The sequence below is a fragment of the Neisseria sp. GT4A_CT1 genome, assembly GCF_000227275.1.
Taxonomy (GTDB): Bacteria; Pseudomonadota; Gammaproteobacteria; order Burkholderiales; family Neisseriaceae; genus Neisseria.
In genome coordinates this window covers 494583-508346 of sequence record NZ_JH164964.1, presented here as the reverse complement: position 1 = coordinate 508346, position 13764 = coordinate 494583, and the positions used below count along the sequence as shown (strand labels likewise).

The 13764-nt window shown below is 44.4% G+C and carries 21 protein-coding genes and 1 pseudogene; 6 read left to right on the top strand and 16 right to left on the bottom strand.

Translation table 11 applies throughout. From position 1 onward, the window contains the following. Positions 1 to 14 precede the first annotated feature (14 nt). The 10 genes and pseudogenes from HMPREF1028_RS15780 to HMPREF1028_RS02320 form a co-directional block, all read right to left on the bottom strand. Positions 15 to 965 (bottom strand): annotated as a pseudogene (locus HMPREF1028_RS15780) (tyrosine-type recombinase/integrase); the annotation flags it as partial. Beyond that, complete coding sequence (locus HMPREF1028_RS02355) at positions 866 to 1195, bottom strand: excisionase family DNA-binding protein (protein WP_036528899.1); 330 nt, start codon at positions 1193 to 1195, stop codon at positions 866 to 868. The gene HMPREF1028_RS02355 and the pseudogene HMPREF1028_RS15780, both read right to left, overlap by 100 nt. Beyond that, a complete protein-coding gene (locus HMPREF1028_RS02350) occupies positions 1192 to 1455 on the bottom strand; it encodes a hypothetical protein (RefSeq protein ID WP_009311191.1) in 264 nt (87 codons plus the stop codon). The genes HMPREF1028_RS02355 and HMPREF1028_RS02350 overlap by 4 nt, the downstream gene beginning before the upstream one ends. Then, on the bottom strand, positions 1449 to 1679 hold the full coding sequence (locus tag HMPREF1028_RS02345; RefSeq protein ID WP_009311190.1) for a hypothetical protein: 231 nt from the start codon (positions 1677 to 1679) through the stop codon (positions 1449 to 1451). The genes HMPREF1028_RS02350 and HMPREF1028_RS02345 overlap by 7 nt, the downstream gene beginning before the upstream one ends. 1 nt (position 1680) lies before the next feature. Then, positions 1681 to 2127 (bottom strand): hypothetical protein, encoded by a 447-nt coding sequence (locus tag HMPREF1028_RS02340; RefSeq protein WP_009311189.1) that lies wholly within the window; start codon positions 2125 to 2127, stop codon positions 1681 to 1683. After that, positions 2117 to 2881, bottom strand: a complete 765-nt coding sequence (locus HMPREF1028_RS02335; protein WP_009311188.1) for a conjugal transfer protein TraL — start codon at positions 2879 to 2881, stop codon at positions 2117 to 2119. The genes HMPREF1028_RS02340 and HMPREF1028_RS02335 overlap by 11 nt, the downstream gene beginning before the upstream one ends. Positions 2882 to 3091: 210 nt before the next feature. Then, on the bottom strand, positions 3092 to 3643 hold the full coding sequence (locus HMPREF1028_RS02330; protein ID WP_009311187.1) for a TrbM/KikA/MpfK family conjugal transfer protein: 552 nt from the start codon (positions 3641 to 3643) through the stop codon (positions 3092 to 3094). A gap of 110 nt (positions 3644 to 3753) precedes the next feature. Beyond that, positions 3754 to 3921: a hypothetical protein gene (locus HMPREF1028_RS15055; protein WP_009311186.1), complete on the bottom strand. Its 168-nt coding sequence runs from the start codon at positions 3919 to 3921 to the stop codon at positions 3754 to 3756. A 359-nt stretch (positions 3922 to 4280) separates the two neighbouring features. After that, positions 4281 to 4652, bottom strand: a complete 372-nt coding sequence (locus HMPREF1028_RS02325; RefSeq protein WP_232203764.1) for a hypothetical protein — start codon at positions 4650 to 4652, stop codon at positions 4281 to 4283. 23 nt (positions 4653 to 4675) lie between these two features. Then, positions 4676 to 4972, bottom strand: a complete 297-nt coding sequence (locus tag HMPREF1028_RS02320) for a hypothetical protein (protein ID WP_009311185.1) — start codon at positions 4970 to 4972, stop codon at positions 4676 to 4678. Between the two features lie 328 nt (positions 4973 to 5300). Between HMPREF1028_RS02320 and HMPREF1028_RS14380 the strand changes: the two genes are divergently transcribed. Continuing rightward, positions 5301 to 5483: a hypothetical protein gene (locus tag HMPREF1028_RS14380; RefSeq protein WP_107813178.1), complete on the top strand. Its 183-nt coding sequence runs from the start codon at positions 5301 to 5303 to the stop codon at positions 5481 to 5483. Between the two features lie 154 nt (positions 5484 to 5637). On the opposite strand, the gene HMPREF1028_RS02315 is transcribed toward HMPREF1028_RS14380, so the two are convergent. Further along, a complete protein-coding gene (locus HMPREF1028_RS02315; RefSeq protein WP_009311184.1) occupies positions 5638 to 6249 on the bottom strand; it encodes a helix-turn-helix domain-containing protein in 612 nt (203 codons plus the stop codon). A 111-nt stretch (positions 6250 to 6360) separates the two neighbouring features. Between HMPREF1028_RS02315 and HMPREF1028_RS02310 the strand changes: the two genes are divergently transcribed. Both HMPREF1028_RS02310 and HMPREF1028_RS02305 read left to right on the top strand, forming a co-directional pair. Continuing rightward, positions 6361 to 6570: a helix-turn-helix domain-containing protein gene (locus tag HMPREF1028_RS02310; RefSeq protein WP_009311183.1), complete on the top strand. Its 210-nt coding sequence runs from the start codon at positions 6361 to 6363 to the stop codon at positions 6568 to 6570. 2 nt (positions 6571 to 6572) lie between these two features. Next, positions 6573 to 7340: a hypothetical protein gene (locus HMPREF1028_RS02305; RefSeq protein WP_009311182.1), complete on the top strand. Its 768-nt coding sequence runs from the start codon at positions 6573 to 6575 to the stop codon at positions 7338 to 7340. Between the two features lie 3 nt (positions 7341 to 7343). Here the strand turns inward: HMPREF1028_RS02305 and HMPREF1028_RS02300 are convergent, their stop codons facing one another. Both HMPREF1028_RS02300 and HMPREF1028_RS02295 read right to left on the bottom strand, forming a co-directional pair. Then, the gene (locus tag HMPREF1028_RS02300; RefSeq protein WP_036528893.1) at positions 7344 to 7613 is read right to left on the bottom strand and encodes a hypothetical protein; all 270 of its coding nucleotides are present in this window, start codon (positions 7611 to 7613) and stop codon (positions 7344 to 7346) included. Positions 7614 to 7894: 281 nt separating this feature from the next. Further along, a complete protein-coding gene (locus HMPREF1028_RS02295) occupies positions 7895 to 8281 on the bottom strand; it encodes a hypothetical protein (RefSeq protein WP_009311181.1) in 387 nt (128 codons plus the stop codon). A gap of 607 nt (positions 8282 to 8888) precedes the next feature. Here HMPREF1028_RS02295 and HMPREF1028_RS02290 point away from each other — a divergent pair. From HMPREF1028_RS02290 to HMPREF1028_RS02280, 3 genes are all read left to right on the top strand, one after another. Further along, entirely contained in the window at positions 8889 to 9287 is a 399-nt protein-coding gene (locus HMPREF1028_RS02290; RefSeq protein ID WP_009311180.1) for a hypothetical protein, read from the top strand. A 57-nt stretch (positions 9288 to 9344) separates the two neighbouring features. After that, on the top strand, positions 9345 to 10133 hold the full coding sequence (locus tag HMPREF1028_RS02285) for an N-6 DNA methylase (protein ID WP_009311179.1): 789 nt from the start codon (positions 9345 to 9347) through the stop codon (positions 10131 to 10133). A 305-nt stretch (positions 10134 to 10438) separates the two neighbouring features. Next, a complete protein-coding gene (locus tag HMPREF1028_RS02280) occupies positions 10439 to 10603 on the top strand; it encodes a hypothetical protein (RefSeq protein ID WP_009311178.1) in 165 nt (54 codons plus the stop codon). A 158-nt stretch (positions 10604 to 10761) separates the two neighbouring features. On the opposite strand, the gene HMPREF1028_RS02275 is transcribed toward HMPREF1028_RS02280, so the two are convergent. The 3 genes from HMPREF1028_RS02275 to HMPREF1028_RS02260 form a co-directional block, all read right to left on the bottom strand. Continuing rightward, positions 10762 to 12012, bottom strand: coding sequence for a Y-family DNA polymerase (locus HMPREF1028_RS02275; RefSeq protein WP_009311177.1), 1251 nt, complete (start codon positions 12010 to 12012; stop codon positions 10762 to 10764). Position 12013: 1 nt separating this feature from the next. Beyond that, positions 12014 to 12595, bottom strand: coding sequence for a translesion error-prone DNA polymerase V autoproteolytic subunit (gene umuD / locus HMPREF1028_RS02270; protein ID WP_009311176.1), 582 nt, complete (start codon positions 12593 to 12595; stop codon positions 12014 to 12016). 266 nt (positions 12596 to 12861) lie between these two features. Beyond that, positions 12862 to 13578, bottom strand: coding sequence for a recombinase family protein (locus tag HMPREF1028_RS02260; protein ID WP_009311175.1), 717 nt, complete (start codon positions 13576 to 13578; stop codon positions 12862 to 12864). Between the last annotated feature and the right edge of the window lie 186 nt (positions 13579 to 13764).

Below are 13764 nucleotides of genomic sequence, written 5' to 3'. Positions count from 1 at the left end.
TCTTTACATAGCCCGATACCGTCCAATACCTCGGCATGGGCTTGAAGATGTTCCGCCGACAAATGTGCGTAACGGCGTACCATCTCAACGCTTTCCCAACCACCCATCTCCTGTAAGGCGGACAACGGCACGCCAGACTGAACCAGCCAGCTTGCCCACGTGTGCCGAAGATCGTGCCAGCGGAAATCTGAAATTCCTGCCTTTTCCAAGGCGTTTTTCCAAATCCTCGAGCTGATGCTTTGAACTTTACGTCCATTGGAATAAGTAAAGACAAATCGGGAATGCTTCCCCATCTGCCTTGATATTACGCCTATGGCCGTATCATTCAGGGCAACACCTATCGCCTTGCCTGATTTGCTTTCGTCAGGATGTATCCATGCGGTTCTTCCCGTCAAATCCACTTGCCGCCATTCCAAATCCAAAACATTGCGCTGGCGCAATCCCGTGCATAAGCTGAATATGACCATTTCGGCCATATAGTCGGGCAAGGAGGCGATCAATCTATTTGCCTCATCTTTCGTCAGCCAGCGGATCCGCCGTTTAGGCTCTCGATAAAGCGTCAGATGAGGAGCCCTTTCCAACCACCCCCATTCCTTGACGGCTTTATTCAGTATGGCGCGAATCAGCGCAAGATAACGGTTTTTCGTGCTGTCGGAGCAGTTCTTTTTTGCGACGGTATCCATGATGAAATCACGGGTCAAATGATGCAGGTAAATCCCGCGCAGTTCCGGCAGACCACGCAATCTGCACAAATCGTTCCCGATGCTTTTCTTGCTGCCATTCTCTTCAATCCATTTGACTGCGGCCTCCTCCCACAGCCGTTTCGGTTTTTCGTCAAAATGCTCATGCTGCCATAACTCGTATGTCAATTTATTGTGCAGCCTTTGCGCTTCCTGCTTGTTTTTAGTGCCAGCAGACTGTCTAATTCTGCGGCCGCTTTCTGTCCTAATATCGACGTAGTACACGCCTTTTCGTAAGTAGATCGGCATTTTGCTTTGCTCCTGTGTTCGAGCGAAGCCTGCACCTGTTCATTTTCTTTTTGCATCAGGAAAACGTCAAGTGCGGCTTGGGTAATACAATAACGGCGGCCAGGTCGGCTGGCCTCAAGCATCCCTTTACGGATGTATTGTCGGATGGTTTCGGCGTGGCATTTGCAGTATTCTGCTGCCTCTTCCACGGTGTAGGTTTTGCTCATTCTGCCTCCCGCATCACTTCGAAAACTTTAAACGGCGCAGTTTCGGTCAACTGTTCCAGTTTTCTGAGGGCCAAATAGCGTTTGATGCGCGGTTCGAGCATCAGATAGTATTCTTCATTGACATAAAAAAGCAGGCACATATCGTTGCCTGCTTCCGTCTGCACCGGTATCAGCCGGTAATGTGGATAATCTTCCTCTGCCGGAACTACAATGGAAGGTATCTTTACCGTACTGACGGGATTTTTCTTGTCAATCAGCATTGGTGCTTCCTTTTTTCTATTTCGTTTTGGAGTCGGTAAAAACCGCATACTTTTTCGGCTTTTTCAGCAAACGTTTGCTGCCAGCCTTTGGCAGACCTTGAACGACTCAGGGCAATGTTTGCCTCGTAAACGGCATCTTTAAATTCGATGATTAAAACCAACGGCCAACTGCCAATTCCTTCGGGCGGCTTTGCAAGCAGGGTCTTGTAACTTTTCTCATCCACATCAACCTCCTCTCCAAATAACCCATCCCACTATCAGCAACACTGCCAGAGCTGCCGCCATAGTACAGACGACCAGTCGTTCCAGCCTTTTGACCAGCCGTTCGTTGGCTTCTTCCGTATCACGGGCGATACGTTGGGATACCGAACCATAGATTTTTTGTTCTGCCTCGGCAATCTGTCCGTTGGCATACTGCGCCAGCTCTGCCAGCAGTTGCTCTCGGTACTTTTCCAGCTTGGCGGCGGCAGCGGTAATATTGCCTTCACGGACGGAAAGTTCTTCCAAGAAGACCAGCCGTTCTTCCGTTTGCTGCCTCGCAAATGCGTCAAAGGCTTGGCGGAAAGACTGATCCTGCATCATCAACATAACGACGATAGGATCGTCTTCCGTCAGCCGCGTCCCCGAATGCCGGAAGACTTCAGCGACAATTTCGGCGGGCTTATTTTCCATCGTCCGCACCATTCAAAGCGTTTACTGCAACCGGCAGGTTTGCCAGTTTCGCGAAAATATCGCGCTTCACATTCCGCAGACGTTGTTTAGGCATAAAGGTCATTTCTGCCGTGGAATCCACCTCGTCAAAGGTCAGATGCAGCTTAGTCATCTGTTCAATGTCTTTCCCGTAGGTGTCGGGATTGCGTTTTTCCACGCGCACAATACCGACGATGCGGTCTTTGTGTTTTTGGTAAACACCGAACTGTTCGAACGGTTTACCGCCATTCTCCACTGCGCCGTGGAACTCGTTCAGCCAAACTATTACTTCAGCATCGACGTCGTTCAAAATCCGTCCCAAGCTTTCAATGCAGTCTACTTGCGCCTGTCCGCCTTCAATCGGCACATGAAGAATCAGGCGCACACCTGATTCCCGTAGCAGTTCGGCGATGTTGTTTTCAGCGATATACGACATCAGTGGAATAAAAGTGTTGGAACCGGTATCGACAATGCCTATACCGTCTTTTTCCAAGAACTGCTCAACCAGTCCGTCAAAATTACGAATATCAACGTTGTTATCCCGTGTCAGGATGTTGATTACTTGGACGTGCAACGGTTTGTACCGGCTCAACGTACGGTTGCTGGTATCGGTATCGTAGCAGTGTACTTCTACCTGATTAGCAGCCCTTGCCGCCACATATTGCGCGTATGAGGCGCAGCAAAACGTTTTGCCACATCCGCCTTTACTTTGAACTATTAAATTTACTTCTTGCATATTTGTTCCAACCTTTCCTGATTGTCGTTTCGTTATAAAAAAATACCGTTTTTACGGCCGTTTGGATTTTTTACACATCAAAACCCGCTTTTCAAACGGACTTTGGTCTGTAAAAAGCCCTGCGGACAGGAGTTGCCCGCAGGGAAAGAGCGTGTCGGACATCAGGAAAGGGCTTGCCCGAACACAGGAGGAAATAACAACCGAGATAATCTAGCGGACATCAACCCAGCGTCCGCCATTTCGTTCTTCGCCGACGTAGCGTACTTTGTCGGCTACCGTCGTCCAGCCGTGATCGAAATAAGCCTTGCAATAACCCGGCTTGTCTGGGCGAATGTAGGTTTTCTTGACCGTTTGGCAGTTGTCCTCGACAACATATTTACGTCCCAAGCTGTATTTGGTCTTATGTTCGCAAACCTTTTCCAGCTTCTTATAGCGCATCATGCGGTTCAACTCCTGCGCGTCGCAACGACCCGCTCCCTCCGCAATCGCGTCTGTCAAACCCGCCATTTCAGCGTTTTCCGAACTTGCCGGACACATTTTCAAAAAGTTCCGACGTGCTTTGAGGGTATCCCCCAACTTTTTATGCCGAATCGAAAAATACCGTTTAATCGAAGCGGTACACTCGCTTGGACGGTCGCCTGATGACAGACACAAAATCGCCTCACACGCCAATCGCGTATCTCCTGTCAGTACATCATCCGCATAAACGGCGGGCGCGGCACCCAGCAACGCCGCTGTCAACAAACCCAAGTATTTTTTCATACAATACCTTTTCCATATTGAAATAAAAGACGAAAAAAAGGATAATCTGCGTACCCCTACGAGATTACCCAAGTCTCCGAGAAAGCCGCTTTCGCAAGAAAGCGGTTTTTTCATTGCCATACGACCGTCCGAACTTGGAACTTTCTTCCTTCTTGGACAATGTTCACACATAAATCACCATTGCCCTTCATCAGCAGGTCAACCTGCTGTGCAGCGGCTCTCATGCTTTGATATGTCCCGATGACGATCTGTTTGACGGGCTTGCGGAGTTTTTTCATGTTGCTTCCTTTCGCTTTTAGATAAATTGAAGGTCGTCTGAAAACTTTCTTCAGACGACCTCAGAATTTAATTGCAGGGCTTCCACCTGCTCCCCGACGTATTGCCGGTAGTCAGCCTTATCAGGGCATCGCTCAAAACGGCAGGGTGTGATAAATACCAATACCGCCGATTTTTACCCTCCCGTTACTGATCGTTGTTTCACGGGCAAAGTGCTTGTTCACACAACATCACACACGGACGGTATCGGAACCGCTCAGTCTTCCTTTCTCTCGAGCCGCTGAGTTGCCCGCCGCCTTTTGTGTAGCTAGGCGGTAGAAATGGTCGTCTGAAACTTCTAACGACCTGAAATTAACCTTGCTTATTTTGTTATGGACTTAAGTCCCATTTCCAAATCATGTTTTTTGCAATCGAACATAATATCCTCGATGTTTTCAAGGGTAATGGTTTTTCCGAGCGTACATCTTCTTATGTTATCCTTTTGGATATTTGTACCACTAACAGGTATATATCCATATGGGTTTAATGAATAAACTAAGCCAAATAGGCATAAATACAAGAAAATTGCAGAAAGCGAAGTATATTTGAATAATACCTCTTCTTCTTTTTTTCTACCCGAAGAGAATATCCAGAAACAGGCCACCGTTATACCACAAAGAATAAAATAGATTACCCACGCCCATAGATTAGGAAAACCATAATCATCAAAAAACAGACTAAGTAATAAAGTCATTCCCATCTTTACGGGCATCGTTCTCAACCTTCCCGAAAAAATTCCGCAAACCTACCCTCAAACTCCGCCGCCACATCATCAATATCATCAGACTCTGCATCTTTCCAAAGATCACTGCCCTTCAGATACGACTCGAACTTCCACCAGTAGTCATTCGCAACACACGATGCGATGAATGCGTCATCATGATTCTCACGGTTCGCCTCAAAAATTTCCTGTCCCGAGCGCACATAAACCGCCGAGCGTTTTTCAAAATGATCACTGATTTCCGCTGCTTTAATTTGCAGGGCTTTAATTTCATCCTTTGTCATATTTGTCATAACTTCACCTTTGAACTATAATAATAAACTATCTGAAATAATAAACTTTATTATTATTTCGGATGAACCCAAACGGAAACCCACTTGTGCAAGAAGTGGGCTTGGATTTGGATACATGTTTAAAGACGGGTAGAGCCGTCAGAACATTTGGGCCTATGCCCTATCGGATTTATCCGATAAATACCCGCTCACGGCGGGCGAAAAGAAAAACCAAAATGTATTTTGCAGCTTGTCCGCAGATTATCGCTGCTGCATCGGGATTACGTCCCGATTAAAAAATACGTCCAACTTGCCGCCTGTTACCGGACCCTCTCATCAGGCTACCCGGATGCGCGGCATTTTTTTTGGGCAGGTTGATGCTGCCCGCAACCGTTTATCCGATTTACCCAAAGGCTCGATCGCCTTTTCTACGTTTGTTGTTTCGGACTTTTTAAGCCGAAATAACTCCGAAGGCCGGTTGCTTCGTTCCAAACTGTTAAAGAGCTTCGATACGCAAATATTAGCAAACTAATTGAACCAAGTAAATAGTTTGCTAATATTTTAGTGTAAAATTTTATTAGAATAGTAATTTATCGTTACAAAAAAAGTCGCCTTAAATTATTAGGCGACCTGAAAATAGTTGAATTAGATAGTAATTTATATCATTATTTCATATTATTTATATCTTATAAATTAAAGGAGTTAAGCCCACCACGCCAAATAACTCTACCAAGAATTTCATCTGACTCAATTGCATCCACATCTGAGAAACGTGTTTTGTCCAAATTGTCACAGCGATATATCCATTTCTGGGTTGAATCAAGAATTGTTCTTCGAATGAAGATTAAACCAGAACTTCGTTTTATAACGAACACCCCATTTTCATGTTTGACTTTGTCTAGCCGAGAAAACGCCACATCATCAAAAATACTGATTGTTGGTGACATACTTTCATCTTTACATCTAATGAAATCTACATAATCAACATCAAATCCTTGGGCTTTTAAAAATTCCTTTTTGAGTGCAACAGCACTTATTTCAGAAGTAATATAAGATTCTGAAGTTTCGATATTTTCCGGCTTTTGGAATACTGAAGGAGGATTTTTCCCATAAAGTAGCCATTCAGGAGAAACATTCAATGCCGAAGCCAGTTCAACGATCTTAGCTGAACTTTGATTTCGTCCACTCTCTAATTGACCAATTGTTCCTTGGCTTACATTTGCTCTTTTCGCTAACGCAGACTGACTGAGCTCTAGGTTCAATCTCGCAATACGGATACGGTCTCCAATGTGTTCCATAGTCTTTGCGCTCTATTTAAAACAAACAGTCTATGGTTTTGTTTAATTAGTTTGGTTATTGAACTAAATTAGCTTTCTAATTAGAATGTGGATTGTATGGAAAGGAACATTATGGATTGGACAAAAATCATTCAAGAAATTCAAGATGCAGGTTATTCCCAAAGACAAATAGCAGAGATTTGTGGATGTTCACAAGGTTTTATTTCTCAAGTGAAGAATAACTATTACCGTACTCAAAATAGCAAAAGTAAAAAGGCTATTTCATTTGAGGTGGGAACTGCACTTTTGAAATTGCACAAAAGCGTGCAAACCGCAAAATAATCATGCTTATCTCCGACATCCGCCATCACATTACAACGGACTTCGTGGTTTACCGCGAGTTCGGGCTTTTGTGCGGATCCAATATTCAGGCGGCAACATTGCTGTCGGGGTTGTTTTGGTGGAGCGATGTGATTGACAAAGAACCGAAACGTCATGGCTGGATATACAAGACAGCCGCCCAGTTGTTCAACGAGTTTGGGCTGACGAGACGTGGTTACGAAAAGGCGCGGAAATTTTTATTGGGCAAAGGTGTGATCCAATGCCGACGCGCAGGCGTACACGGCAGATTGCACTGGCAGCTCAACAAAGAGCGTTTATTGGAACTGTGCTATCTAGTTAAAGGCGAGCCATTACCGCAGTTTGACAGCCGCTACCATCTCGACATCGACAATTTCCGCCTTGAAAAGTGGGTTAATCTCGACCTTTGGAACGAATTCCTCAAAATGCGCGCCGAAAAAGGCAAGCCCCTCAATATCAAGCAGAAAAAAATCCTGCTCAAACAGCTTAAAGACCTAAAAAACAAAAACTACGACCTCGATGCCGTGATGCAGAAATCAATTCTGAACGGCTGGGCAGGCTTCTATCCATCCGACCGTTCCCCCAACATCCCTGCGCCACCGACGTCCGAAGCGGCCACGCGCAAAGCTAAGGCGGAATACGAAGCGCAAATCAAACAATCCGCCGACCCGCCGCCCGATACAGGCGGACAGCGGAATCCTGACAATTCAGCCCGTCAAAACCTCCAAAAATTTTTCAACAAAAAACAGTAATCATCAGGCTGTTGGCACCGCCACGCCCAAACGCTGCTCCGGCAGCTTTTTTTGCGCCCTTTGAAGCCGGAAAGGTCGTCTGAAAGGCGGTTTTGCCTGTTTTTCGGCGCAAAGTGGGATATGCCGGTCTGTTTTTATGTCCTGCTTTCGTGGTTTTATACCAATTAGATTATCAGAATCCGCTTTTTTGTTATAAATAAGTGATTGAAAATACTGTGTTTGTACATATTGAACAAAGAACATTGGCTTTTGAGGACAAAGAACTTTGTCCACATAGGACGACCTTTATACAAAGACCACGATCACAGACCACTATCAAAAAATATTTCAGGCGGCCGCCTGATTGTTTTTTGTGCAATTTATGATCTATGTAGATGGATATTGGCGTTTGACAGGATATTGAGTGTTTTTGAGTGAGGGATATGTACAGGTTTTGTGGATAAATTGAAGCAGGTGAGGAGATGAATGAAGGGATTGCCGAAGAAGGAGCAAAGGCAGTAGGCAAATAGTATTTTGATACATTGGAAGCCGTCTGAATGGCACAGACGGCTTTTCTACATCAGCTCTTCAACATTGATTTCACGGTTCAAGTCAAACTTGCCGATGATTGGACGTTCCGATATTTCAGAGTTAGTTTGTTTTTGGTCAGGAACTGTCTGAGTAACGGTGCTTGCCTGTCTGTTTTTGACTTGTACGGAATCATTAATAGATTGATGATTTATCTCGGGTGATGCGACAGTTTTACCAGTATGGCTACGGATAAACCTGTTCAGAGTTGGCTGGCTTACTGTCATTCCCTTTTTTTCAAGCAGGAATCTCAGAATATCTTTTTCTGAGTAACCCAAGTTTTTTAATGTGAAAATCTCTCCGGCAAAGGCATCAAGTTTGGATTTTTTGCCTGACGGAGCATTGTTCTTCACGAAGTCTTCTAAATCGCTCATATGCGTATCTATTCACTTATATTCATATATAAGTGTCAATATATACATATTTATTCTAAAAATCAACATTCTTAATCCTAAAAATACTAAAGAAATTATAAATAATCATTATTTATATAATTAGTATGTCAAATAATCAAATAAATACATTTCCATACTTCAGTATATTCACACATATCCAAGTCCATGCGTATCACTTCCTCAAAGTAACGCCTATATCCCATATAAACAGCAAATCAAAACAATACGCAGGATAGGCAACGAGTGCCAAAAAACGCCCTAAAGCGTTTTTTCAATTCCGCCCAAAAGGGCGGAAACGCCGCAAAGCGGCTGAAGGTTTGAAACAACCATCGGGGGGCAGCGGCCGCCGTGTTGTTGGTTGATGTCTAAATTTCAAAGCGCAAAAAGTCCAGACCAAGACAAGTGTCTTTGCACGGCTTCTACCTTTTCCACCACGCCACAGAGGGCGCACCGGACAAAGATAAAAGCCGCACAAAGCCAGTCTGGACTTTTTGCGCTTTGAAATTTTTTACGACATCACAACACGGCGGCCGCTGCCCCCGATGGTTGATTATTTATGAATGAACATTTATGAAAGGATTATCAAATGGGACTTGATATGTACGGCTACACCATGAATGCCGAGTTTGTCGGCGACCGTCAAACCGATGTGAATGTGAGTGAAGATGAACGTGATGAAGCAGAACTGAATCAATTTGCGTACTGGCGGAAGTTTAACCATCTACATGGCTGGATGGAAAAACTATATCGGCAAAAAGGCGGCAAAGCCGATGTATTTAATTGTTGCACTGTACGACTAGAACTCGAAGATTTGGAACGGCTAGAAGCTGATTTAAATGATGAAAAACTAGAATACACGCCGGGCTTTTTCTTTGGAGATTCGCAAATCTATCCCGAAGACATTACAGAAACCAAAAAATTTATAGCGAATGCACGGTTAGCGATAGCTGAGGGGCGAGCAGTTTTCTATGACAGTTGGTGGTAATGGCATTTAAACGGTTTCGGGCGGCAAAGGTCGTCTGAAACCTTCGGGAGCAAAAAAATGGATAACACGGTTAAAGACTTGAAAAAACTTATTTATTCATTCGGTGCGACGTATAAACCGTCTGATGTTTTCCGTGATTTCGTAGAGCTGGCAGCACTTGCGATTTTTAATAGTTATATGCGGGATGATGATTGGGAAATACGCGAGGAGCGATACCACACTATCCGCCAACAATATAAAGCAGAAGCTTTTAAAATTTTTCCTGAGCTGTTGGGCGTATTAACTTCAGGCTGTCTTCGTGCGGTGAACGTCGGAATCTACGAAGATTTTTTGGGTGAGCTTTATATGGACTTGGGCGCATCAAACGAGCGTAACGGCCAGTATTTTACGCCGATGTCAGTATCAAGGATGATGGCGAGACTGGTAGGAATTGACACGGCGGAGAAACTGGAGAAACAAAGATTTGTTTCCTTGCTTGAGCCATGTTGCGGCAGCGGTGCGAATCTGCTTGCCTTTGCGGAACATATCGCCGATAGCGGAAAAGTTCCGACTTTACATATGGCTGCGGTGGCGGTGGATATAGATGTTTTGTGTGTGTGGATGTGTTTTGTGCAATGCCATTTCTACGGTATCCCCGCAAAAATCATACATGGAGACAGTTTAAAAAACGAATTTCATACGGCATGGCGGACGGTACATTGGTTGCGTGGCGGTTTTGAAGACTACATGAAAGCCGAAATTGAAGCAGACAAAATAGCCGCTTTCGACGCAAAACAGCACAGTCATGACGAAACGAAGATAACCGCCCCCTTATTGACATTGGAAGAACAGTTAGTTTTGTTTTAAAGAAAGGCTGGATACCGAAGCCCTAATTAAGTTTTTGATGTTGGATAATGTTTCTGAAATTGAAGCAAGCATTAGAAAAAGTTGTAATAGGGCAACACATTTTATAGGCTCAGATAAAAATTTATCTATGGTACAGGAATTGATGATGAAGAATATCAATGGGAAATTGAATATTTCAAGGCTAATTATCCGCATACATGGTGGATAATAGAGCAAATTATCTACAATGACTAAGATATAAAGGTCGCCTGAAATGGCGATTTCAGACGACCTTATATATGCTGAAGGGAAATTAACGGAAAAAAATGCCCGCCGCAGCCCCGTTACCGCCTCTCAAGGTTCGGCAGAAACGTCCCCACGCCCCCAAGAGAAAAACAGACTTAGGCAACTTTTCCGGCACCTTCGGCAGCCTGCAAAATTGCCACGCCTATTTTTCTCTTGCCCCCTACGGCGGGCTTTTTTATTTATGAAAAATTGGGATTATTTTGAGGAAACTTAAAATCTTGATGGAGGAGAACCGGGTCATTATCTACTACGTCTAATAATAGCTCATCTGAAATATACAGAATCTTATTTTTGGTTATGGGTTATTCATAGATTTTGAGGAGATCGTGCAACCGATCCGCTGTCAAACTATGGGCAAATCAGTAAAACGTGTGGTATAGCACTGACTCAATCTGTCTCTATTCATCTCCCAGTTGTTTGCCAATAGTTCTGATGCAAGTTTCAGACAGCCTTTACCATACTGACGATTAATTTTGTCCCATGCCTCCATGACTGGGTTGGTAGTGACAGACTGCCAAAGATCAGCCTGTATTTGTTCGGCAGGCTTTAAACCATGTAATTCGATTCCGCATTTTTTGTAGAGGTAGCCACTGCGGAAGATAGTCGCTAGAATTTTTTGTGCCGCGTGATTTAACAGTACAGTGTCGGATGTCGGCACAATTAGGCTTATTGTTTGACTGTTGTGATATTGTGGCTCAGATTCTTTGAAAAAATCTGTATGAAGAAACACGGAAACAGATGAGGCGGTCAATTTGTCTTTACGCAACGTCTCGGCACCTGAACTGATATGATGCGTTACGGCAGCCTGTAATGCTTCCAGTGTGTCTATACGTATTCCAAAACTCCGACTACGAACAAGATTTTGCTTGGGTTCTGGCTTGGGATGTAAACCATCACAAACTATGCCTTGCATTTCTTTCTGTGTCCGCTCGATAGTTACGCCATAACGTCGGCGTAGGGTGGCTGTATCAGCAAGTACAAAGTCCAAAGCTGTAAATATCCCCTGAGCTGCCAATTTTGCAGCTATCCTGTTCCCAACTCCCCATACTTCACTTACGGCTTCACTTCGTAAAGCTCTCATGCGTATAGACTCAGTCCAGTCAGTCCAAACAACTACACCGCCAAAGTGGGAGGGATATTTTTTTGCCAAGTAATTGCAAAATTTGGCTAGCGTCTTGGTCGGTGCGATGCCGACGCAGGTTGGGATGCCAACCCATTGCAATACGCGATTTCTGATTTGACAGCCGAGTTCGGCGAGATTTTCGATACCGGTCATCTCGGCGAAACATTCGTCAATTGAATAGACTTCAACCGCCGGTACACAACCGGCGATGGTTTCCATCATCCTGCGGGATAGGTCAGCATAGAGCTCATAATTGCTGGAAAATGCTTTCAGGCGACCTTGAAAAACTAAGTGTTTCACACGGAAATAGGGTTCTCCCATCTTAATGCCTAAACCCTTTGCTTCAGCAGATCGTGCAACCACGCAGCCGTCGTTGTTCGATAGGACAACAACCGGAATATTTTTCAATTCCGGCCTGAAAACCCTTTCACAAGAACAGTAAAAACTGTTCCCATCAATGAGAGCAAACATCTTAGCTTCCCTGGCGAACATCTTTAATAACAAAAGTAACGACACCAACGATTGTCCAAGTATCGCTTTCATCAGGTACAAAATCAGGGTACTCGCCGGAAGCGTTTTCAGAGTGCAGCTCAGGCTTACGACCCGGAACTTTGTATAGCCGTTTGATCGTAAACTCGTTGCCTAAATCTGCCATCACAATATCGCCGTGTTTCGGAGTTTTTGAACGGTCAATAATCATAATATCGTCTTTGCTAATCCCAGCATCTAGCATGGAATATCCACCAGAACGCGCGGCAAAGGTGGCGGATGGGTTGGCAATGAGGTACTCATTGAAATCTAGGTAGTCTGCGACATACGGCTCCGCAGGTGACGGAAATCCGGCTGGCACTTTTTCTAAGGCAACCGGAACCTTCAGGTTTGTCCGACTTATTGGAATCAGACTGTCCGGTGGCAGGGCAGAAGAGGCAATCATGGCATCAACAGCGGGTATTAACGAAACAGGAATACGCTTTACTGTCGTCGCTTCGCCGGTCTTGCTTTTTCGCCCTGCTCCTTCCCTACGCCCACCGCGTTTTTTAGGCAACTCTTCCATATGTTTTCTTTATTTGATTTTGTAACAAAATCATTTTATCAGAAACTGTATATGGCAAGTCAATACTGAGAAAATAAAAAAGACAACGATCACGGGTGGTGGTCGTTGAAATAAGGCGGAGTTATTCGATGTTAGGCATAATTGAATACTTTTGATATAAGGCATTACATTCCGTGGCCACCTGGTTGAAGTCGATATTTTCTGGTTTGGTGTCGTATAGAAAACCATGCAGCCCAGTAATGCGAATTTGGTCTTCAGAGCGCACCTCAGAATAGGGTGTTTTGCGTGAAATAAGTGCCTGTACACTGGCAACACGTTCGATTAGAGCGTCTTTCTGCATTAACGTAGCCAATTTTCATTCCTCTTTTGAAATTTGAGATTTTTTTGTGTTGCCGCATTACCAATTTGACTAATGATACGCTGCATCCAGCAAGATCGGCCGTTTCTTGAAGGGTATGGTTTTGGCGTAGGCCGACAATCAGTTTATGCTTTTGGATATTTGCCTGACGGCCTTTGTAAAGTCCCTGTTTTTTTGCCTCAGCAATGCCGGCAGCTTGACGGTTTCTTCGTTGTTCATAGTCGTCTCTAGCCGTTTGTAGTGCAATTTTAAGCAGCATGGTTTGTATGCTGTCCAAAACGATTTTGGCTATTTCCGAATCGGTTTGGATTTGGCTCAAGTCGATAATGCCGGGAATGGATAGGAACGCACCTTTTTCGCGGATGCGGGCGACCAGTTTTTCCGCTTCTGCCAAAGGCAAACGGCTAATGCGGTCGATATGTTCGGTGATGATCACATCGCCTTCTTGCAAGTCTGCGATCAGTTGATTCAGCACAGGTCGATCTGCACGGACACCGGAGGCTTTTTCTTTATAGACCCCCGCAATGTAGTAACCCTCAGCCTTAGCTTGTTGAATTTGGGAGTTTTGTCGCTCGAGATTTTGTTCTTCGGTGCTGACTCGTTGGTAGATTCTCGCTGCTTTCATGGTCGGCCTCAGTAGGCGATACCTAATACGGGACAAAATGGGTAATTTGAGTATGCTCTAATTACCTATCAAATAAATGCTTTAAAATTTGGCTAATTTAAAATAATCAGGACTTAAATTGTCCATAATCAAATTGTCCATTCTATTTGGCCAACAGACAATATGATTTGAACAGTTTGACTCATC